The following is a 19,028-nucleotide window of genomic DNA, read 5'->3' as shown; positions in this document are numbered from 1 at the left end:
AAATTTTAAATTATGTCAAAAGCAAAGGAAATTGTAAAGAACTACAGTAATAATGATATTACTGTAGTATGGAAACCCAATAAGTGTATCCACTCAAAAAAATGTTGGAAAGGCTTGTTACAAGTTTTTAATCCGCAAAATAGACCGTGGATTAATATGGATGGGTCAACTACTGAAAGAATAAAAAAACAAGTAGAAGAATGCCCTTCAGGAGCGCTGTCGTACATTTCAAAAGAGGAAGGTAATCAAGCTGCAGCTCACACAGAAACTAAAGTAGAAGCATTAGAAAACGGCCCTTTATTAATCTACGGAACTCTGCATGTTACGAATCCAGATGGTAGAACAGAAAAGAAAAATAAAACAACAGCTTTTTGCAGGTGCGGAGCTTCTCATAACAAACCATATTGTGACGGTACACATGTAAAAGTTGAGTTTAAAGGATAATTATGAAAATACAACAAGAAGATAACGGTAAGAAAGGAGAGTTCTTTATCGAAATTGATGGAAATAGAGACGGATTAATGACATATACATGGGCAGGAGATGATAAACTAATTATCGATCATATTGAAGTAGGAGATAGTTTACGAGGAAAAGGAGTAGGCTATAAGTTAGTAGCAGCTTCTGTAGAGTTTGCTAGAACTCAAAACATTAAAATCCTTCCATTATGCCCATTCGCTAAATCAGTTTTTGATAAAAAGTCAGAATATTCAGATGTTTTAGCGTAATAAAAATTCCTTTTCAGTATTTGTAAATAATTTATGTTCCTTGGTATATAAATGTTGTTTTTGTATTTTTGTATTCTAAAAATAAGGAAGTTAAAATGAAGATAGTTTTATACGGTAGAAAAGGACATGCACATACAGTTGCATATAAAAACTTTCTAAAATCTGCAGAAGTACCGTTTGAGTACAAAGATGTTTCTATAGATGAAGAAGCAAAAAAACACAGCAAAGAATTGTATGAAGGACAAGTAAAGTATCCAACTTTATTTGTTGATGATGAAGTGTATTTAACACCCTCATCAGATACATTCAATAAGTTAATGCAAGACTTAAAATTAAAAGGATAATCTTATTTTAGTTAAACAACAAAACAAGGCTAGTAGCTAAGGCTAATAACCAGAACAATGGGAGATATTTCAAAAGACATCAATTCAAAGTTTCAAAATGATAAAATCAAAGCTTTTATCAATATTAAATACACTGCTAATTGGATAAGCAGTAAAGAAAATGAGTTTTTTAAACAGTACAGTATTTCATCACAACAATTTAATATTCTTCGTATTTTAAGAGGAGCTAAAGAAGCTATAAAAGTTCAAACAATAAAAGATAGAATGATAGAACGAGCTCCTAATGCTACAAGGCTAATGGATAAACTGTATGAAAAAAAATTAATAGACCGTGTAAGGTGTGAACATGATAGAAGAGTAGTCTATATAAGTATTACCCAGCAAGGAAAAAAGCTATTAAAAGTAATAGATGATAATTTACATTTAGACTTTATTGATAATTTAACAGAAGAAGAAGCCACTCAACTTAGTGATTTATTAGATAAAATAAGGCAGTAAACTTTAGTATTATCTATAAAACAACTAGGAAATCTAGTTTAAATATTGTATCTTTTAAGAAAGTGAAACAGATAGAAATTATGTATACATACGATACACTTTCGGAAGCATTAAAAGATTTACAAAAAAGAGGATTTACTCTTGATTTTAACCTGAGAGAAAATGAAATAGAGAGTAAAAATACTCGAGAAATTTTCTCTCCGGATTTCTTTGAAGTAGTTGAGATATATCGATTTGAAGGAATGAGTAGCGCAGGAGACAATTCTGTTGTGTATGCAATTCAAACAAAAACAGGTATTAAAGGAGTTTTAGTTGATGCTTATGGAGTGTATGCTAACTCTCTTTCTCTAGAAATGATTCAAAAATTGAAAATAGTACGATAATAAAAAAGAGTTATTCTCCTTATCAAATTAAGGTGTTTTCCTTATATAATAAATAACCTTTTACCTATGAGTTTCTAAATAGGGTTAAGATATATTTGGGTTGATTAATTAACCCAAACTAAATTTTATGAAGACTTTAAAAACCCTAATGTTTGTAAGTATCTTTTTTATGGTATTTACATCATGTCAAAATGAAGAAACTGTACTGCCAGGTGAAAGCCAAACAGAAGCAGTAGATGCTAAGGCTGCAAAATCCAGAGATGATCTTAAATTAGATTATCATGAAGATTACGGAGTAGTCAAAGCGGATGAATACCCAATGAATCCAGAAGGAGTTAAAGAACCTACTTTAGACTTATTTTTAGAAAAAGGAAATCTTAAAAAAGAAGAATTAAAAAGCTATCGTATTGTAAAAGATGAATTTTCTGGTATAGGTTTGGCTGAACATAGAATGGACGATGGTAATGTAATACAAGTACCACATGAGTTTCAAAGGCAGCCAGTTTATAGATTTGAAGCGGAATTAAATGACGGAACAAAAGTTAGAATTATAATAATTATAATATGTTCAAATGGTTTAATTATAATCATTTGGTGGTAATAAAATAACTGAATAGTTCTAAAAAGACCTTATACTTAGTGTAGGGTCTTTTTTTTATGTGATAAACATATTATAAAAAATATGTATCTTGCAATTTATTATGCACGCATAATACTTTGATAAAAACACGACAATGAAATACAAACATATTTTTGAACCCTTAGATCTAGGTTTTACCACTTTAAAAAATAGAATTTTAATGGGGTCAATGCACACAGGTTTAGAAGAAGAGAAAAATGGGATTGAGCGTATTGCTACATATTATGCAGAACGTGCAAGAGGAGGTGTAGGTTTGATTGTTACTGGAGGAATTTCTCCTAATATCCAAGGATGGACAGCCCCTTTTTCTGCTCGTATGAGTACAAAAAAACACGCACGTGAACATAAAGTAATCACAGAAGCAGTTCATAAAGAAGGAGGTAAAATTTGTATGCAAATTTTACACTCAGGTCGTTACGGATATCATCCATTCAATGTAGCACCTTCAAAAATTAAATCACCAATAACCCCTTTTAAACCTTTTGCTTTAAAGCAATCGGGAATACGAAGAACTGTAAAAGACTTTGTAAATTGTGCTAAATTATCTCAAGAAGCAGGATATGATGGAGTAGAAATAATGGGATCTGAAGGATATTTAATCAACCAATTTATAGTAACAAGAACAAATAAACGAACTGATGATTACGGAGGAAAATATGAAAACAGAATCCGTTTAGCAGTAGAGCTAGTCCGTAAAATTAGAGAAGTTGTTGGTGAGAATTTTATTATAATCTATCGTTTATCAATGTTAGATTTGGTAGAACAAGGAAGTTCTTGGGAAGAAGTAGTGCAATTAGGAAAAGAAATAGAAAAAGCAGGAGCAACTATTATTAATACAGGAATTGGTTGGCATGAAGCACGAATCCCTACCATTGCAACCTCAGTTCCTAGAGCAGCGTTTACTTGGGTAACCAAAAAAATGAAAGAAGAACTATCTATTCCATTAATTACTTCTAACCGAATTAACATGCCAGATACTGCTGAAAAAGTATTAGCAGAAGGACATGCAGACATGATTTCAATGGCACGTCCATTTTTAGCGGATCCAGAATGGGTAAACAAAGCAAAAGAAGAAAGGATAGACGAAATAAACACCTGCATAGCTTGTAATCAGGCTTGTTTAGACCATGCTTTTCAGAAAAAAGTAGCAAGTTGCTTGGTAAACCCAAGAGCATGCCATGAAACAGAGTTAAATTACAATCCAACTTCAAAAAAGAAGAAAATAGCAGTTGTAGGTGCAGGGCCAGCTGGTTTAGCAGCTTCAACAGTAGCAGCTCAAAGAGGACACGATGTAACCTTATTTGATGACAATAAAGAAACTGGAGGTCAGTTTAATATAGCAAAACAAATTCCAGGAAAAGAAGAGTTTTATGAAACCATTCGTTACTTTAATAAGCAATTAGAATTGCATAAGGTAAATGTAAAGTTAAACACAAGGATTACTGCTGAAGATTTATACAATGGTAATTTTGATGAGGTTATTTTAGCAACAGGAATTACGCCAAGGACTCCGAGGATAAAGGGAATAGAACATGAAAAAGTATTGAGTTATATTGACGTTGTAAAACTAAAGAAACTTGTAGGTAAACGTGTTGCTGTTATTGGGGCAGGAGGAATTGGTTTTGACGTTTCAGAATACTTGGCTCACGAAGGAGAGAGTACTTCTTTAAATGTAGATGCTTGGTTAGCAGAATGGGGAATTGATAAAACTTTAGAAGCCCGTGCAGGAATTGAAGGAATTACACCAAAAAATCATCCTTCACCTAGAGAAATCTTTATGTTTAAGCGTAGTAAAGGAAAGTTTGGAGGAAATCTAGGGAAAACTACAGGTTGGATACATCGCGCAGTACTAAAGAAGAAAAAAGTACAATTTATAGGAGAAGTACAATACACAAAAATAGATGATGAAGGTTTGCACTATGTTCAAAACGAAGAACAAAAAGTATTACCGGTTGATAATGTAATTATTTGTGCAGGTCAAGTTCCATTTAAAATATTATTAGAACCGTTAGAAGCTAAAGGAATGAAAGTTCATGTAATTGGAGGAGCAGATGTTGCGGCTGAATTAGATGCTAAGAGAGCCATAAACCAAGGAAGCAGGTTAGCTGCTGAACTCTAGTTTTATATAAATTTAAAAACACTAAAAAAGTCTTGCTATAGCAAGACTTTTTTTATATGTATTAAGATTAAGAGCATGAATAAGTCTAAATAATTACCGATATTTGTAGCTCACATTTTTTTGAAAAAAGTAAATTATGGCAATGAACAAAAACACTGTCCTAGGCTGGGCAACGCTTATAATGGTATTAATGGGAATTTTACTTATATGTTTAGCAGTATTTAAGTACGATGAAATAGCCGGATATGGTTTTGGTGCTGTTGGTTTAGGTTTTTTTGCTAATGCATGGGTGTTTAACGCCTTAAAAGGAAGAGTTTAAAAAATAAGTTTATGGTTTGTAGTTTATTCATTGATAAATTCTAATCAAACTTCAAATCATGAAATTATAAAATCAAATTATGGAAAGATTGAAAAGTTTGAAGATTTAGAGGTTTGGCAAAGAGGAAGGTTGATTTATCAATATGTTGAAGAACTCTTTCTAAAATCGAACTTATCAAAGAATTATAGCTTAAAAGATCAAATGGAAAGGAGTTCTAGGTCAATAATGGATAATATTGCAGAAGGTTTTGATAGAGATGGAAATAGTGAGTTTCATAATTTTTTAAGTTATGCAAAAGGTTCGGCAGGAGAACTAAAGTCATAATCCTATAGAACTTTTGATAAAAAATTAATTAAGAAAAAAGAACAATTTGAAAAATTATCTGAAATGTGTGAAGTTGAAAAGAAAAAATAGGAGCTTTTATGTATTATCTTAGGAATTCAGGTATCAAAGGACAAAAATTTAACAGAAAATCGTAACCCCAAAAACTATAAACTCCAAACAACAAACTATAAACAATAAAACAAATGAGCGACGATAAAAAAGTCATTTTTTCAATGAATAAGGTCTCTAAGACCTACCAAAGTACAGGAAAACAAGTTTTAAAAGATATTTATTTAAGTTTCTTTTACGGAGCTAAAATTGGTATTTTAGGTTTAAACGGTTCAGGTAAATCTACCTTATTAAAAATTATAGCAGGAGTAGAAAAAAACTACCAAGGTGACGTTACTTTTTCTCCAGGATATAAAGTAGGCTACTTAGAGCAAGAACCTAATCTAGATGAGAATAAGACAGTGATGGAAGTTGTAAAAGAAGGAGTTGCAGAAACAGTTGCCATCCTTGATGAATACAACAAAATCAATGATATGTTTGGTTTAGAAGAAGTATATTCTGATCCTGATAAGATGGAAAAGCTGATGAATCAACAGGCTGAGTTACAAGATAAAATTGACGCTTCTAACGCATGGGAACTTGATACAAAATTAGAAATAGCCATGGATGCGTTACGTACACCAGACGGAGATAAGAAAATTGGAGTATTATCAGGAGGAGAGCGTCGTCGTGTAGCTTTATGTCGTTTGTTGTTACAAGAACCAGAAATTTTATTATTAGATGAACCTACCAACCATTTAGATGCAGAATCTGTACACTGGTTAGAGCATCATTTAGCACAATATAAAGGAACCGTAATTGCTGTAACGCACGACCGTTACTTCCTAGATAACGTTGCAGGATGGATTTTAGAGTTAGATAGAGGAGAAGGTATTCCATGGAAAGGAAATTATTCATCTTGGTTAGACCAAAAATCACAACGTTTAGCGCAAGAAAGCAAAACAGCATCTAAGCGTCAAAAAACGTTAGAACGAGAGTTAGACTGGGTTCGTCAAGGAGCAAAAGGTCGTCAAACAAAGCAAAAAGCCCGTTTGAAGAACTATGAAAAATTAATGAGCCAAGACCAAAAGCAAACGGAAGAGAAATTAGAAATTTACATTCCTAACGGACCACGTTTAGGAACCAATGTGATTGAAGCTACAGGCGTTTCTAAAGCTTATGAAGATAAATTATTATATGAAAATCTAGAGTTCAATCTTCCGCAAGCAGGAATCGTAGGTATTATTGGTCCAAACGGAGCAGGTAAAACTACTATTTTCAGAATGATAATGGGAGAAGAAACTCCTGATGCAGGAAATTTTAAAGTAGGGGAGACAGCTAAAATTGCCTATGTTGATCAATCACACTCAAATATAGATCCTGAAAAATCTATTTGGGAGAACTTCTCAGAAGGTCAAGATTTAGTGATGATGGGAGGTAAGCAAGTAAACTCTCGAGCTTATTTAAGTCGTTTTAATTTTTCAGGAAGTGAGCAAAATAAAAAGGTAGCAACCTTATCAGGAGGAGAACGTAACCGTTTGCATTTAGCAATGACCTTAAAAGAAGAAGGTAACGTATTGTTATTAGATGAGCCTACGAATGATTTAGATGTGAATACTTTACGAGCTTTAGAAGAAGGTTTGGAGAATTTTGCTGGATGTGCTGTGGTAATTTCGCATGATAGATGGTTTTTAGATCGTGTTTGTACGCATATTTTGGCTTTTGAAGGAGATAGTCAAGTATATTTCTTTGAAGGTTCTTTCTCTGATTATGAAGAAAACAAGAAAAAACGTTTGGGAGGTGATTTAATGCCAAAACGTATTAAATACAAGAAGTTAATCAGATAAATTTATTATCTAATATTTTATAAAAATAAAACTCGAAGTTAGCAGCTTCGAGTTTTTTCTTTTTCTATAACAATTGTCCCCTCAATGCAAAACTGTTTAGTAGATAGTTTTTCATAGTATGATAGTTTATGTTAAAGTTTTCTTAAATACAATTATCATGCCGAAATTATAAACTTTTTTTGTCTTTATTGATTAATCCGTGGCTTTAAAGAGTTTTTACTGTTAATGAGTAGGTTTGTTGTGTGTTTTTCTTAAAATAAACCCTTTAAAGGGTAGAAAGTAATTTCTATTTATTAATAACTTTGTATCAAACAACACCTTTGTATGAGAAAAAGTATTCAATTGATTGTTCTATTTTAGGACGAGACAATTCAAATATAAAAAAGCCTCACCAATATATGGTGAGGTTTATAAGTATTTATATTTTATAAGTTTAGTAGCATCTTTCAAAGTAGCCATCAACACAGCAATATGGAACATCAGTAATACAGTGTACTGGAGAAGGATATTGACTGTTACAGGCTAAACCTTCTCTAGGGCATATACTAGTAATTCCACCAGTAATAGATTTTTGTTCAGAAGCTTTTAAGACAGACCCCATATTTGAAATATTTTTTAACATAATCATAAATTTTAAAGTTGATATAAATTTATGTAATAGGTCTCAACTAAACTTTAAAAAAGCCGTAATAAAAGTAAGGGAATTACGTACTTTTTTAACTATGAAAAGCAGCATTATGAACTAGTTTTCCTCCACAACTTTTACATTGTCCTGAATTATCTGAACCAACAGTACAACCGTTAGAACAAGTATAATGATATTGTCCAGCTGCATTTGGCCCAGAAGTGGGTGGTGTTGCAGGTGTTGATATTGGTGAAGTTTTGTTTTGGGTATTATGAAAGCCTTGGTTATGAGCAAGAGGAGTTTTACAAACAGGACAAGAAGTGCCTTGAACACTTGAAGTTCCTCCTTTACACTTTTTAGGACATATATAATGTGCGCCTCCAATAATATTAACAGAATTATTGTTATTATTTGGAAGTTGAGGAGTTGGACGTTCGCTAAAAGGAATTGTTAGTGGATTTACAGGTGCTTTCTTTTCTTCTGTTTTGCAAGAATAAAAACAACATAATAATACGAGTATAGGGAATATTTTTTTCATATTCAAATATAAAAAAACCTCGTCAAAAAAGACGAGGTTTTAACTATATAAAGTTTGTGAATCTTATAAGTGAATTACTTCATCATAAGCATCAGCTACAGCTTCCATAACAGCTTCACTCATAGTTGGGTGTGGATGAATTGCTTTTAATACTTCATGACCAGTAGTTTCTAATTTACGACCTAAAACAGCTTCAGCAATCATATCGGTAACACCAGCACCAATCATATGGCATCCTAACCATTCACCGTACTTAGCATCGAAAATTACTTTTACAAATCCGTCAGGAGTTCCAGCAGCTTTAGCCTTACCAGATGCAGAGAACGGGAATTTACCAACCTTTAATTCGTAACCTTTTTCCTTTGCTTGCTCTTCAGTTAAACCAACAGAAGCAATCTCAGGAGTAGCATAGGTACAACCAGGAATATTTCCATAGTCAATAGCTTCAGTATGTAAGCCCGCGATTTTTTCAACACAGGTAATTCCTTCTGCAGAAGCAACGTGAGCAAGTGCAGGACCAGGAGTTACATCTCCAATTGCATAGTATCCAGGAATGTTCGTTTGGTACCAATCGTTTACTAATATTTTATCTCTATCAGTAATAATACCTACATCTTCTAAACCGATGTTTTCAATATTAGTTTTAATACCAACTGCTGATAATACAATGTCTGCTTCTAAAACTTCTTCTCCTTTTTTAGTTTTAACGGTAGCTTTTACTCCGTCACCAGAAGTATCAACAGATTCTACAGAAGAGCTAGTCATTACTTTTATTCCCGCTTTTTTGAAAGAACGCTCCATTTGTTTAGAAACATCTTTATCTTCTACAGGAACAATCGTTGGCATAAACTCAACCACAGTTACATCAGTCCCCATTGAGTTATAGAAGTGTGCAAATTCAACTCCAATAGCACCAGAACCTACAACAATCATAGATTTTGGTTGTTTTGGTAAACTCATTGCTTCACGGTATCCGATAACTTTTTTACCATCTTGTGGTAAGCTTGGTAATTCACGAGAGCGAGCACCTGTAGCGATAATAATATTGTCTGCTGAATATTCAGTTACGTTACCATCTTTATCGGTAACATCAACTTTTTTTCCAGTTTTTACTTTACCAAAACCATCGATGATATCAATTTTGTTTTTCTTCATTAAGAATTGAACACCTTTGCTCATTCCTTCAGCAACACCACGACTACGCTTAATAACTGCTTCAAAATCTTTATCGATTGCTTCTGCCTTTAAACCGTACTCATCAACATGTTTTAAGTAGTCATATACTTGAGCAGATTTTAATAATGCTTTGGTAGGAATACATCCCCAGTTTAAGCAAATTCCACCTAAGTTTTCCTTTTCAACTACAGCGGTTTTAAACCCTAATTGAGAAGCTCTAATAGCTGTTACATAACCTCCGGGACCACTTCCGATTATTAGTACGTCGTATTTCATGTTGTTTACTTTTTACTTGTTGTTTGTTAATTATTACATTCTTTCAGGAACCTGAATTCCTAATAAATTGAATGCTGATTTTATCGTGTCAGCTACTTTTTTAGATAATTGAACTCTAAATACTTTTTTATCTTGATTTTCTTCTCCTAAAATTGATACGTTTTGATAGAGTGAGTTAAATTCTTTTACCAAATCATAGGTGTAATTAGCGATTACTGCAGGTGAGTAATTACTAGCTGCTTGCTGAATTACTTCAGGGTACAATTCTAATTGTTTGATCAATTCTTTTTCTTTCTCGTGTAATTCTACAGAGACAGGAGCAGAGTAATCAAAGTCAGATTTACGTAAAATCGATTGAATCCTTGCAAAGGTATATTGTATGAACGGACCTGTATTTCCTTGGAAATCTACCGATGCTTGTGGATCAAACAAAATTCTCTTTTTGGGGTCTACCTTTAAAATGAAGTACTTTAAAGCACCTAATCCAATAATTTTATATAATTCTTCTTTTTCTTCGTTTGAATACCCTTCTAACTTCCCTAATTCTTGAGAAATTTCACGAGCAGTGTTCGTCATTTCATCCATTAAATCGTCGGCGTCAACTACGGTTCCTTCACGAGACTTCATTTTTCCTGAAGGTAAATCCACCATTCCGTAACTTAAATGGAATAATTGTTTAGCCCAAGAGTATCCTAATTTTTGTAAGATTAAGAACAATACTTTAAAGTGGTAATCCTGTTCGTTACCTACGGTATACACCATTCCGTTTACATCAGGAAAATCTTTAGAACGTTGAATGGCAGTTCCAATATCTTGTGTCATGTATACTGAAGTTCCATCCGAACGTAACACTAGTTTTTCGTCTAGTCCTTCGTCAGTTAAATCACACCAAACAGAACCATCTTCTTTTTTGAAGAAAACTCCATTTTTAAGACCTTCTTCAATAATATCTTTTCCTAATAAATAAGTATTGCTTTCGTAGTATAATTTGTCAAAGTTAACACCGATGTTTTCATAAGTTACGTCGAAACCTTTGTATACCCATCCATTCATCATTTCCCAAAGGGCAACAACGTCTTTATCTCCTGCTTCCCATTTACGTAGCATTTCTTGTGCTTCTAAAAATAATGGAGCTTGTTTTTTAGCATCGTCCTCAGAAACTCCTTCAGCAACTAACTCAGAAATTTCTTTTTTATACTCTTGGTCGAATTTTACATAGTAATTTCCAACCAGTTTATCACCTTTTAATCCTGTAGTTTTAGGAGTTTCACCGTTTCCATACTTTTCCCAAGCCAACATCGACTTACAAATATGGATACCACGATCATTAATAATTTGTGTTTTATATACTTTATGTCCAGCAGCTTTTAAAATCTCAGCAACCGAATATCCTAATAGCACATTACGAACGTGCCCTAAGTGTAAAGGCTTGTTTGTGTTTGGAGAAGAATACTCTACCATACGAGCATCTGTTTCATCTTCTTTTACAAAACCGTAGGTCGCATCAGCTGCAATTTCATTAAAAAAGTTCACGTAAAAAGAGTCATCAACTACCAAGTTTAAAAAACCTTTTACAACATTGTAGTTAGTAATTTCGTTGATGTTTTCAACTAAATACTTACCTAAATCTTCACCAATTTGAACAGGATTTCCTTTTTTGTACCGTAGTAAAGGGAAGACAACAACAGTAATGTCACCTTCAAAATCTTTACGGGTTGCTTGAAATTCTACACTTGGAATTTCTACATCATACAAGGCTAAAAATCCTTCTTTTACTTTCGTTTCTATTAACGATTGAATATTCATTGGTTCTTTTTAATTGTCGCACAAAATTAGTGTTTTTAATTTTTTCTTCCCACGATTTACCATAGGATTTTTTAAGACACAATAATGTTAGACTTCAAAGGTGCTTTCGTACCTTTGCGCTATGGATAAAGACCTTGAAAACTTACCAAAATTAGCAAAAGACGCTTTACAAGAAAATAAGAAGTATTTTCAACGATTAAAGAGAAGAACACCCAAACGTTTGGATTTATTGATGCAGGAGTTGCATGAGGAAGAATTTGAACGTACGGATTGTTTAGAATGTGCAAATTGTTGTAAAACGACTTCACCGATATTTACCGAAAAAGATGTAGAGCGTATTGCGAAGCATCTAAAAATGAAGGTGATTGATTTTACCAATCAATATTTACAGCGAGATGAAGATAATTTCATGGTCTTACAATCGGCACCGTGTACTTTTTTAGATGAGCGAGATAATACTTGTTTTATTTATGATGTTCGCCCGAAAGCTTGTTCTGAGTATCCACATACCAATCGAAAAAAGTTTATCCAGATAGCAGATTTAACGATTAAAAACACGGAAGTTTGTCCTGCTACGTATAGAATAGTAGAGGAGTTGAAAAAACGTTTACCACAATCGGGAAGTTCTAAAAAATAAGTTGTTATGGATATTTTTTCTATTTTTAGGAAAAATATATCATAGTGGAAACTCTTATACATTATTTTGAAACCATTCCTTCTAGTCACAGAAGTATTATTTTAGTAGGCGGAATAACCTTTTTTTGGTTATTGGAGGGTGCTATGCCTTTATTTGGCTTTAAGTACAATAAATGGAAACATGCATGGCCTAACTTGTTTTTTACAAGTACTACCATAATTATCAATTTTGCACTGGCTTTTCTTTTACTAAAAACTGCAGATTGGGTACAAGCGAATCATTTTGGATTGATTAATTGGCTTCCTAAAATGCCATTATGGTTGTATGTGTTATTAGGAGTTTTGTTCTTAGATTTCTTTGGAGCATATCTGGCACACTTAGTAGAACACAAAGTAAAACCTTTATGGATGGTGCATTTAGTACACCATTCTGATCATAAGGTAGATACAACTACAGCAAATAGGCATCATCCAATAGAAAGTGTAATCCGTTTTACATTTACATTGCTAGGTGTTTTTTTAGTGGGAACACCAATAGGTATAATTATGCTATATCAATCTATGTCGTTAGTGTTTACGCAACTAACACATGCTAACATTAAAATGCCTAAGAAATTAGACAAAGTATTAAGTTACGTTATTGTTTCGCCTGACATGCATAAAGTACACCACCATAACATATTACCTTATACCGATTCCAACTACGGGAATATTTTTTCTATTTGGGATCGATTATTAGGAACGTACATGGAGTTAGATAGAGAAAAAATAGTGTATGGAGTAGATACGTTTCCGGATGAAGAAAAAAATTCTAGTTTAAAAGAGCTACTTAAACAGCCTTTTCAAGGATACCGTAAACCAACTAATTTAAGGTAATTATAATAGAATAAAAAAGAAACGAGCCTAGGCTCGTTTCTTTTTTATTCTATCCTGCTTTTATAGGTGTTCCTTGAGAATCTATTACGTTTGGTGCACAAACAATACCATCGCCTGATACATCAATACTTGATTGATAATTGTCACTTGTTCCAACTGCAGAATCCCAACATAAGTATGGATAAATTTCATTGTTTTCGTTTATACCTCCTTTAATTTTTTTTTGACTTAAAGTGTTCAACTCTAAAACACCGCTTAACTTTAAAATCTTTTTTAACATAGTTTTTATTTTGATTTATAAGTTGGCAAAACTATACGTGAAAGACAAGAGAAAATCTAGGTTTTAGACTGTATTTAATAAAGGAATAAACACTTTATTTATATAGGAAATAAATTAATGTATTTAGCAATACTAGGAAAGGAAGAGTAAAAGTAGTTTTACCTAAAGGGTGTTTTTCTTGCAGTGTAAATAATTGTTAACCTGATGATTATGTTTTATTTTTCGTGTATATTTGAGTTTGTAATTAACCCCGAAAACTATTATTTTATGAAACGACTACAAAACTTTGTACTTGTAGGTATCGCTTTTATGATGCTACAAGCATGTCAAAATGAAGACACTGCAAATGAATTATTAAACGACAAAAACTTAGAGGTAAAACAAGCTCGTCTGTACAACCCACCATGGGTATATGTTATGGATTGGCGTTTTAGTAGAGGAACTTGTACTACAGGCCCAGGAGTGTGTTTTAAAAATGATTATGGAGATATACTTGTATATGGAAATGCTAGTTCAGGCTCATCAGAAGAAGTAAAAGAAACTTTTATAAAACTTATGGAAGGAAATAATGATGAAGATAATGGAGTGATAGCATTTAGGAATGAAGAAGAGTCAGTGCGATTAGTATTTTCAAGAAGTTTAGAAGAGGAAGGTTTCATTATTTCAGAAGATGTAACTCTAAGAGAAAACGTTGCAGCAAAGTTAGGTAAAACTAATATTGTTTTACAAGCAGGTAAATACGTTGTAGATTATTCACGTTTTAAAAACGGAGAGGTTTTAATACCTGTAAAAAATTAAAAAACTAACTAATCAAACTAATAAACTCTTAGTAAAAGACTAAGAGTTTTAAAAAAATAAGAAAAAATGAAAAAACAAAATTTTTTATGGATAGCAGTGATGTGCTTTACATTACTTTTTAGCTGCCAAAGCGAAAGTATAATTGAAAATGAATCGAAAAATGAAGAAGCAAAATTAGCTAAAGAAAATGTAGTAACTATTAATCACACTTATGATTATTACGGTAAACAATTCAAGGTGTCTTATGTATATAATGAAGAAAGCGGAGAGGTAGTTAAAGCTGAGGGAGATGTGAATCTTGCTCAAGAAATCTTTGGAGATGAAGAAAGAGCTCCAAAATCATTATTCTTCGATAATCCAGAAGAAGGAAGTACTGATATTAAAGTTAAGGTTTTTGATAATGGAGAAGACTTACAAGAATATGGAGCGAAAGTAGCAGAAGAATTTCCTGGAGATCAAGAAGGAACAGAAGGTAGAGCTGCTAAATGTGATAGCTATGATTTATATGGTACAGGAGACTTCTACTTCTATAAACATGCTTATTATAACTCATATATGAGTGGAATGAGTAGAATGAACCGTTATTATTATAGAGATCATTGGGTAGGAAGTGGTTATAACGACCAATTATCTTCTTTAATTGTAAAAAAACCATGGAATAGAAGAGCTTTGGTGTATTTATACCAACATTCTTGTTATGGAGGAAAAGTAATAGGATTCTATCAAGGAGCAGGGTACACAGGTTTTGGGGTAGCTAATCTTAAATGGTATACTATGTCAGGTTGGTGGTTCTGGAGAAAATCTTGGAACGATCAGGTTTCATCTACTAAAGGATGGGCATGGTAATAGAATAAACTACAACTATTTCGTTGTTTGTAAAATAATAGAAAACCTCAGGAGACTTTTCTTCTGAGGTTTTATAATTGTTTTTGGTTTTTCTGTTTCTCTATTAGCTCCAATATTTTTTTACCTCTAGCTTTACAACCTTTACTTTCATGAAACCCGTTGTGCATTATGATTTAAAATAAAAAAGTTGTTCATTTTACTGATAATTAGTAAATTGTTTTAACTACAGAAAGTTTCTATGCTCATCCTGATAAGGGGTATTGTGCCTCACAAGGTTCAAATTATTATGGCTATAAACTACACGCTGTATGTTCTGTAAGTGGTGTTTTTCAAAGTATAGATTTGAGCCCTGCATCTGTTCACGATGTAAATTACCTTAAAGACATTAAAACACAAATTAACGATTGTACTTTAATTGGAGATAGAGGCTATTTGTTTGCAAAAATTCAACTCAATTTATTTGAAACTTACAACATAAAACTAAATACTCCTATGAGGAGCAATCAATTGAATTACAAAATGCAACCATATATCTTTAGAAAATCAAGAAAAAGAATAGAAACATTATTTTCTCAACTCTGTGATCAGTTTATGATAAGACGTAATTACGCCAACTCTTTTAAAGGGTTTAAGACGAGAATACTATCTAAAATAGCTGCCTTAACAACAATTCAATACATCAATAAATTTGTTTTTGATAGAAATATTAACAATATTAAAATTAGCATTATCTAAAATGCACAACGGGTAAGAAGAGTAATTTTTTATTTCATAGTTTTACTGAAATATACAAAAGCGGCATAAAAAAAGCGAACTAATTGGTTCGCTTAAAAAACTTTTAGTAATGAAACCTAAATTTAAGAATAATAACTAGAACGATAACACTTAATATTGTCTCCGTTTGACTCATTAATACTTGAGTAGTGAGAAAAATACAAGGTTAATCCAATATGTGTAAAATAGCATTCATATTTTTTACTAGGGTCTCCAACTTCTGTTTTGTCTAGTTGTGCACTAGTAGCTGAAGTTGCTAAATTACGCCCTCCTTCAATCTCAATTAGCTCAAATTTTGTTAATTCCTTAACTCCTTTTAAATTTAAAATGTCTTTTTTCATTAATTAATATATTTTATGGTTAACACCTTAAAGATATATTTAAAACAGAGTGGAAGTAGTTATGATTTTCTGAAAAGCCTTTAAGAGTTTCTAATTGGTTAAATTTTTCTTATAATCTATGCTTCTCAATCAACTCCAATATTTTTTTTCCTCTAGCTTTACAACCTTTACTTTCATGAATTACTTTAGTGCGAATTAGGTGTTCTAACTCAGGAAGAACCCAGTCTCTCTGTAAGCCAAATAAATATAAAGTATTCATGGTGTATGCTTTTACTGCTATTTTTTGATCAGTAATCAACCAATCAAATCCAGTTTCTATAATTAAATCAATATCAGTCTCAGTTAGCTGTCCCTTTGTTTTATTAGCTGTTTTAGAAGTAAAAGCAGTTGCTAAATGCTCACAAATTTTTGCACAAGGCCTTACAGCACTATCAAAATGTACTTTAGATATATTTTTTGTAAAAATAGCTAAGAAAGGTGTAATATGTTCAATTCCATTATGTGTACAAATCCATTCCAATACCCAAGCAGCTTTAATAGATAGTTTGTTATCAACATCGAAAGTAATATCAACTAAAAACTTTACTAATTCAGGTTGCTTTAATACAATATTTGCAGCATTATCTCTGTTTACTCTAGCAGGATTATCAACATTTTCTAGCACAGAAATTAAAAAATCAAGACTCATATTGGTATGGTTTATGTAAATTTGAAATGTAAAAGAAATTATAGCATGATAAATATAAAAAGGATATTTTCAACAGGACTTTTATTATCAGTCTTTTTTACAATGGCTGCACAAGCACAAAAAATTAATCAGTTTGATGCAAATGGTAAAAGAGATGGAGTATGGAAAAAGTATTATAACGATAATAAAAATAAAATAAGATACTCAGGTGAATTTAAAAACGGAAAAGAGGTAGGAACATTTAATTTTTACGAACCCAACTCTTACGGAGTGCCTTCTATGACTAAGGAGTTTTCTATAAAGTCAGATAGTGCTTTTGTGCAATTTTTTACTCCAAAAGGAAAAGTAAAAACAAAAGGATGGATGATAGGAAGAAAGAGAGTAGGTAAGTGGACGTATTATTTTTCAGATGGAAAGCTTTTTTCTGAAGAAGAATATGTTGATGGTAAATTAGACGGTGTGCTAAAAAACTACTATAGAAATGGTAAATTAACCGAAGAGAGTATTTATAAAGACGGTAAGAAAAATGGACTTTCTAAGGTTTTTACTGAAGAAGGAGTGATGATTGAAGAAGTGTATTATGTAAATGGTAAATTAGAAGGAGAAGGAAAATACTACGATTTAAAAGGAGATTTAAAAGAAAAAGGGATGTATAAAAATGGTAAAAGAGACGGTAAATGGCAATTTTACATGGATGGAGAAGTTGTTACCGATAAGAGAAAAAAAGAAGCGTTTTCAATTCCTAAAAATTAAACTCTAAATATAGAGAATTTAAATAAGATTCTAAAATAAGGTAATAAACTAAGCCATATCAGAGTCCATCAATTTTAGTAATGAAATCATCAATTATTTCCATCATAAAAATGTTTATTATTTCGTAAATTTGCGGCTTCAAAAGTATAAAATGCAAAGAGTAGTAGTAGGACTTTCAGGAGGGGTAGATAGTAGTGTAACTGCTTATTTATTAAAAGAGCAAGGTTACGAAGTTATTGGCTTATTTATGAAAAATTGGCACGACGATTCCGTAACCATTTCTAATGAATGTCCATGGTTAGAAGATAGCAATGATGCCATGATTGTTGCAGAAAAATTAGGGATCCCTTTTCAAACAGTTGATTTAAGCGAACAATACAAAGAACGTATTGTTGATTATATGTTTAACGAATACGAAAAAGGTCGTACACCTAATCCAGATGTATTGTGTAATCGAGAAATTAAGTTTGATGTGTTTATGGACATCGCATTAAGTTTAGGAGCTGATTATGTAGCTACAGGACATTATTGTAGAAAAGCAGAAGAAATTATTGATGGAAAGCCTGTATACAAGTTGTTAGCAGGAAAAGATACCAATAAAGATCAGTCATACTTTTTATGTCAATTATCACAAGAACAATTGTCTAAAGCATTGTTTCCTATTGGAGAATTGACAAAACCAGAAGTTCGTGAAATAGCTAAAGAAGCAGATTTAATTACAGCCGATAAAAAAGATAGTCAAGGACTGTGTTTTATTGGAAAAGTAAGACTTCCCGACTTTTTACAACAAAAACTACAACCTAAAGAAGGAGATATTGTTCGAATTCCAGATGAATTTGAGCAGTACAATCGTCCAGTTCCAGAATTTGAGAATAAAGAAGAAGAGTTAGCATATTTTTCAACAAAGTTTTCTTATAACAAAGAGGATGGAAAAATAGTAGGAAAACACCAAGGAGCACATTATTTTACAAAAGGTCAGCGTAAAGGATTAGCAGTTGGAGGAACCAAAGAACCATTGTTTGTAATTGAAACTGACGTAGATACCAACATTATTTATACTGGAGAAGGAAAAAATCACCAAGGATTGTATAGAAGTGTATTATTTGTATCAAATGAAGAACTACATTGGGTACGTGAAGATGTAGCTTTACAAACTGGTGAATCTATGGAGGTAGAAGCACGTATTCGTTACCGACAACCATTAGAAAAAGCTACTTTATATAAAGTTGATAACGGAATTTATGTAGAGTTTGAAAATCCACAGTCTGCTATTCAAGAAGGGCAATTTGTTGCTTGGTATACAAATGAAGAGCTGTTAGGTTCTGGTGTTATTTCGTAATTTTTTAATCAATAGAATTCCCCGAT

The 19,028-nt window shown here is 32.2% G+C and carries 23 protein-coding genes and 1 pseudogene; 17 read left to right on the top strand and 7 right to left on the bottom strand.

Annotated elements, in window-relative coordinates:
- The first annotated feature begins 12 nt into the window (after positions 1 to 12).
- From MK851_RS03765 to ettA, 10 genes are all read left to right on the top strand, one after another.
- Positions 13 to 444, top strand: coding sequence for a (4Fe-4S)-binding protein (locus tag MK851_RS03765; RefSeq protein WP_320241570.1), 432 nt, complete (start codon positions 13 to 15; stop codon positions 442 to 444).
- Positions 445 to 446: 2 nt separating this feature from the next.
- On the top strand, positions 447 to 728 hold the full coding sequence (locus tag MK851_RS03760) for a GNAT family N-acetyltransferase (RefSeq protein WP_320241568.1): 282 nt from the start codon (positions 447 to 449) through the stop codon (positions 726 to 728).
- A gap of 95 nt (positions 729 to 823) precedes the next feature.
- Positions 824 to 1,072, top strand: a complete 249-nt coding sequence (locus MK851_RS03755) for a glutaredoxin family protein (protein ID WP_320241565.1) — start codon at positions 824 to 826, stop codon at positions 1,070 to 1,072.
- Positions 1,073 to 1,129: 57 nt separating this feature from the next.
- The gene (locus tag MK851_RS03750; protein ID WP_320241562.1) at positions 1,130 to 1,570 is read left to right on the top strand and encodes a MarR family winged helix-turn-helix transcriptional regulator; all 441 of its coding nucleotides are present in this window, start codon (positions 1,130 to 1,132) and stop codon (positions 1,568 to 1,570) included.
- Positions 1,571 to 1,650: 80 nt separating this feature from the next.
- A complete protein-coding gene (locus MK851_RS03745; RefSeq protein WP_320241559.1) occupies positions 1,651 to 1,953 on the top strand; it encodes a phosphoribosylpyrophosphate synthetase in 303 nt (100 codons plus the stop codon).
- Positions 1,954 to 2,122: 169 nt separating this feature from the next.
- Complete coding sequence (locus MK851_RS03740; protein WP_320241556.1) at positions 2,123 to 2,554, top strand: hypothetical protein; 432 nt, start codon at positions 2,123 to 2,125, stop codon at positions 2,552 to 2,554.
- A gap of 133 nt (positions 2,555 to 2,687) precedes the next feature.
- Positions 2,688 to 4,712 (top strand): NADPH-dependent 2,4-dienoyl-CoA reductase, encoded by a 2,025-nt coding sequence (locus tag MK851_RS03735; RefSeq protein ID WP_320241553.1) that lies wholly within the window; start codon positions 2,688 to 2,690, stop codon positions 4,710 to 4,712.
- 142 nt (positions 4,713 to 4,854) lie between these two features.
- Positions 4,855 to 5,031: a CAL67264 family membrane protein gene (locus MK851_RS03730; RefSeq protein WP_099216284.1), complete on the top strand. Its 177-nt coding sequence runs from the start codon at positions 4,855 to 4,857 to the stop codon at positions 5,029 to 5,031.
- 30 nt (positions 5,032 to 5,061) lie between these two features.
- Positions 5,062 to 5,355: a four helix bundle protein gene (locus MK851_RS03725; protein ID WP_320241550.1), complete on the top strand. Its 294-nt coding sequence runs from the start codon at positions 5,062 to 5,064 to the stop codon at positions 5,353 to 5,355.
- A 203-nt stretch (positions 5,356 to 5,558) separates the two neighbouring features.
- Positions 5,559 to 7,250 (top strand): energy-dependent translational throttle protein EttA, encoded by a 1,692-nt coding sequence (ettA, locus tag MK851_RS03720; protein ID WP_303507539.1) that lies wholly within the window; start codon positions 5,559 to 5,561, stop codon positions 7,248 to 7,250.
- A 433-nt stretch (positions 7,251 to 7,683) separates the two neighbouring features.
- On the opposite strand, the gene MK851_RS03715 is transcribed toward ettA, so the two are convergent.
- The 4 genes from MK851_RS03715 to argS all read right to left on the bottom strand — a co-directional run bounded on the left by MK851_RS03715 (position 7,684) and on the right by argS (position 11,671).
- Positions 7,684 to 7,872 carry a hypothetical protein gene (locus tag MK851_RS03715; RefSeq protein WP_303507537.1) on the bottom strand — a complete coding sequence of 63 codons (189 nt, stop codon included), beginning with the start codon at positions 7,870 to 7,872 and terminating at the stop codon, positions 7,684 to 7,686.
- Between the two features lie 94 nt (positions 7,873 to 7,966).
- On the bottom strand, positions 7,967 to 8,413 hold the full coding sequence (locus tag MK851_RS03710) for a hypothetical protein (RefSeq protein ID WP_320241547.1): 447 nt from the start codon (positions 8,411 to 8,413) through the stop codon (positions 7,967 to 7,969).
- A 63-nt stretch (positions 8,414 to 8,476) separates the two neighbouring features.
- Complete coding sequence (gene lpdA / locus MK851_RS03705) at positions 8,477 to 9,865, bottom strand: dihydrolipoyl dehydrogenase (protein ID WP_320241544.1); 1,389 nt, start codon at positions 9,863 to 9,865, stop codon at positions 8,477 to 8,479.
- A gap of 33 nt (positions 9,866 to 9,898) precedes the next feature.
- Positions 9,899 to 11,671 carry an arginine--tRNA ligase gene (gene argS, locus MK851_RS03700; RefSeq protein WP_320241542.1) on the bottom strand — a complete coding sequence of 591 codons (1,773 nt, stop codon included), beginning with the start codon at positions 11,669 to 11,671 and terminating at the stop codon, positions 9,899 to 9,901.
- Positions 11,672 to 11,792: 121 nt separating this feature from the next.
- On the opposite strand from argS, the gene MK851_RS03695 reads away from it, so the two are divergent.
- Together MK851_RS03695 and MK851_RS03690 are read left to right on the top strand one after the other, a co-directional pair.
- A complete protein-coding gene (locus MK851_RS03695; RefSeq protein ID WP_320241540.1) occupies positions 11,793 to 12,308 on the top strand; it encodes a YkgJ family cysteine cluster protein in 516 nt (171 codons plus the stop codon).
- 44 nt (positions 12,309 to 12,352) lie between these two features.
- Positions 12,353 to 13,183: a sterol desaturase family protein gene (locus MK851_RS03690; RefSeq protein ID WP_320241538.1), complete on the top strand. Its 831-nt coding sequence runs from the start codon at positions 12,353 to 12,355 to the stop codon at positions 13,181 to 13,183.
- Between the two features lie 49 nt (positions 13,184 to 13,232).
- On the opposite strand, the gene MK851_RS03685 is transcribed toward MK851_RS03690, so the two are convergent.
- Positions 13,233 to 13,463 carry a hypothetical protein gene (locus MK851_RS03685; RefSeq protein WP_320241536.1) on the bottom strand — a complete coding sequence of 77 codons (231 nt, stop codon included), beginning with the start codon at positions 13,461 to 13,463 and terminating at the stop codon, positions 13,233 to 13,235.
- Between the two features lie 267 nt (positions 13,464 to 13,730).
- Here MK851_RS03685 and MK851_RS03680 point away from each other — a divergent pair, with 267 nt between their 5' ends.
- The 3 genes and pseudogenes from MK851_RS03680 to MK851_RS03670 form a co-directional block, all read left to right on the top strand.
- Positions 13,731 to 14,261 carry a hypothetical protein gene (locus tag MK851_RS03680; protein ID WP_320241534.1) on the top strand — a complete coding sequence of 177 codons (531 nt, stop codon included), beginning with the start codon at positions 13,731 to 13,733 and terminating at the stop codon, positions 14,259 to 14,261.
- 66 nt (positions 14,262 to 14,327) lie between these two features.
- On the top strand, positions 14,328 to 15,107 hold the full coding sequence (locus tag MK851_RS03675; RefSeq protein WP_303507517.1) for a hypothetical protein: 780 nt from the start codon (positions 14,328 to 14,330) through the stop codon (positions 15,105 to 15,107).
- 243 nt (positions 15,108 to 15,350) lie between these two features.
- Positions 15,351 to 15,842 (top strand): annotated as a pseudogene (locus MK851_RS03670) (IS982 family transposase); the annotation flags it as partial.
- 122 nt (positions 15,843 to 15,964) lie between these two features.
- Here the strand turns inward: MK851_RS03670 and MK851_RS03665 are convergent.
- Together MK851_RS03665 and MK851_RS03660 are read right to left on the bottom strand one after the other, a co-directional pair.
- Positions 15,965 to 16,222, bottom strand: a complete 258-nt coding sequence (locus MK851_RS03665; RefSeq protein WP_320241532.1) for a hypothetical protein — start codon at positions 16,220 to 16,222, stop codon at positions 15,965 to 15,967.
- A 109-nt stretch (positions 16,223 to 16,331) separates the two neighbouring features.
- Positions 16,332 to 16,910, bottom strand: a complete 579-nt coding sequence (locus tag MK851_RS03660; protein WP_303507513.1) for an adenylosuccinate lyase — start codon at positions 16,908 to 16,910, stop codon at positions 16,332 to 16,334.
- A 45-nt stretch (positions 16,911 to 16,955) separates the two neighbouring features.
- Between MK851_RS03660 and MK851_RS03655 the strand changes: the two genes are divergently transcribed.
- Both MK851_RS03655 and mnmA read left to right on the top strand, forming a co-directional pair.
- Positions 16,956 to 17,663, top strand: coding sequence for a toxin-antitoxin system YwqK family antitoxin (locus MK851_RS03655; RefSeq protein WP_320241529.1), 708 nt, complete (start codon positions 16,956 to 16,958; stop codon positions 17,661 to 17,663).
- Between the two features lie 88 nt (positions 17,664 to 17,751).
- Positions 17,752 to 19,002, top strand: a complete 1,251-nt coding sequence (gene mnmA, locus MK851_RS03650; protein ID WP_413788380.1) for a tRNA 2-thiouridine(34) synthase MnmA — start codon at positions 17,752 to 17,754, stop codon at positions 19,000 to 19,002.
- Positions 19,003 to 19,028 lie beyond the last annotated feature (26 nt).

This window comes from Tenacibaculum sp. 1B UA, from assembly GCF_033978845.1.
Taxonomy (GTDB): Bacteria; Bacteroidota; Bacteroidia; order Flavobacteriales; family Flavobacteriaceae; genus Polaribacter.
Note: the sequence above shows the minus strand (reverse complement) of the source record. Positions and strands in the feature narration are given on the sequence as shown.

Excerpts from the sequence above, each read along its gene's own strand:
- MK851_RS03765 (WP_320241570.1), top strand. The coding sequence starts at position 13 with ATGTCAAAAGCAAAGGAAATTGTAAAGAACTACAGTAATAATGATATT.
- MK851_RS03760 (WP_320241568.1), top strand. The coding sequence starts at position 447 with ATGAAAATACAACAAGAAGATAACGGTAAGAAAGGAGAGTTCTTTATC.
- MK851_RS03755 (WP_320241565.1), top strand. The coding sequence starts at position 824 with ATGAAGATAGTTTTATACGGTAGAAAAGGACATGCACATACAGTTGCA.
- MK851_RS03750 (WP_320241562.1), top strand. The coding sequence starts at position 1,130 with ATGGGAGATATTTCAAAAGACATCAATTCAAAGTTTCAAAATGATAAA.
- MK851_RS03745 (WP_320241559.1), top strand. The coding sequence starts at position 1,651 with ATGTATACATACGATACACTTTCGGAAGCATTAAAAGATTTACAAAAA.
- MK851_RS03740 (WP_320241556.1), top strand. The coding sequence starts at position 2,123 with ATGGTATTTACATCATGTCAAAATGAAGAAACTGTACTGCCAGGTGAA.
- MK851_RS03735 (WP_320241553.1), top strand. The coding sequence starts at position 2,688 with ATGAAATACAAACATATTTTTGAACCCTTAGATCTAGGTTTTACCACT.
- MK851_RS03730 (WP_099216284.1), top strand. The coding sequence starts at position 4,855 with ATGAACAAAAACACTGTCCTAGGCTGGGCAACGCTTATAATGGTATTA.
- ettA (WP_303507539.1), top strand. The coding sequence starts at position 5,559 with ATGAGCGACGATAAAAAAGTCATTTTTTCAATGAATAAGGTCTCTAAG.
- MK851_RS03715 (WP_303507537.1), bottom strand. The coding sequence starts at position 7,872 with ATGTTAAAAAATATTTCAAATATGGGGTCTGTCTTAAAAGCTTCTGAA.
- MK851_RS03710 (WP_320241547.1), bottom strand. The coding sequence starts at position 8,413 with ATGAAAAAAATATTCCCTATACTCGTATTATTATGTTGTTTTTATTCT.
- lpdA (WP_320241544.1), bottom strand. The coding sequence starts at position 9,865 with ATGAAATACGACGTACTAATAATCGGAAGTGGTCCCGGAGGTTATGTA.
- argS (WP_320241542.1), bottom strand. The coding sequence starts at position 11,671 with ATGAATATTCAATCGTTAATAGAAACGAAAGTAAAAGAAGGATTTTTA.
- MK851_RS03695 (WP_320241540.1), top strand. The coding sequence starts at position 11,793 with ATGGATAAAGACCTTGAAAACTTACCAAAATTAGCAAAAGACGCTTTA.
- MK851_RS03685 (WP_320241536.1), bottom strand. The coding sequence starts at position 13,463 with ATGTTAAAAAAGATTTTAAAGTTAAGCGGTGTTTTAGAGTTGAACACT.
- MK851_RS03680 (WP_320241534.1), top strand. The coding sequence starts at position 13,731 with ATGAAACGACTACAAAACTTTGTACTTGTAGGTATCGCTTTTATGATG.
- MK851_RS03675 (WP_303507517.1), top strand. The coding sequence starts at position 14,328 with ATGAAAAAACAAAATTTTTTATGGATAGCAGTGATGTGCTTTACATTA.
- MK851_RS03665 (WP_320241532.1), bottom strand. The coding sequence starts at position 16,222 with ATGAAAAAAGACATTTTAAATTTAAAAGGAGTTAAGGAATTAACAAAA.
- MK851_RS03660 (WP_303507513.1), bottom strand. The coding sequence starts at position 16,910 with ATGAGTCTTGATTTTTTAATTTCTGTGCTAGAAAATGTTGATAATCCT.
- MK851_RS03655 (WP_320241529.1), top strand. The coding sequence starts at position 16,956 with ATGATAAATATAAAAAGGATATTTTCAACAGGACTTTTATTATCAGTC.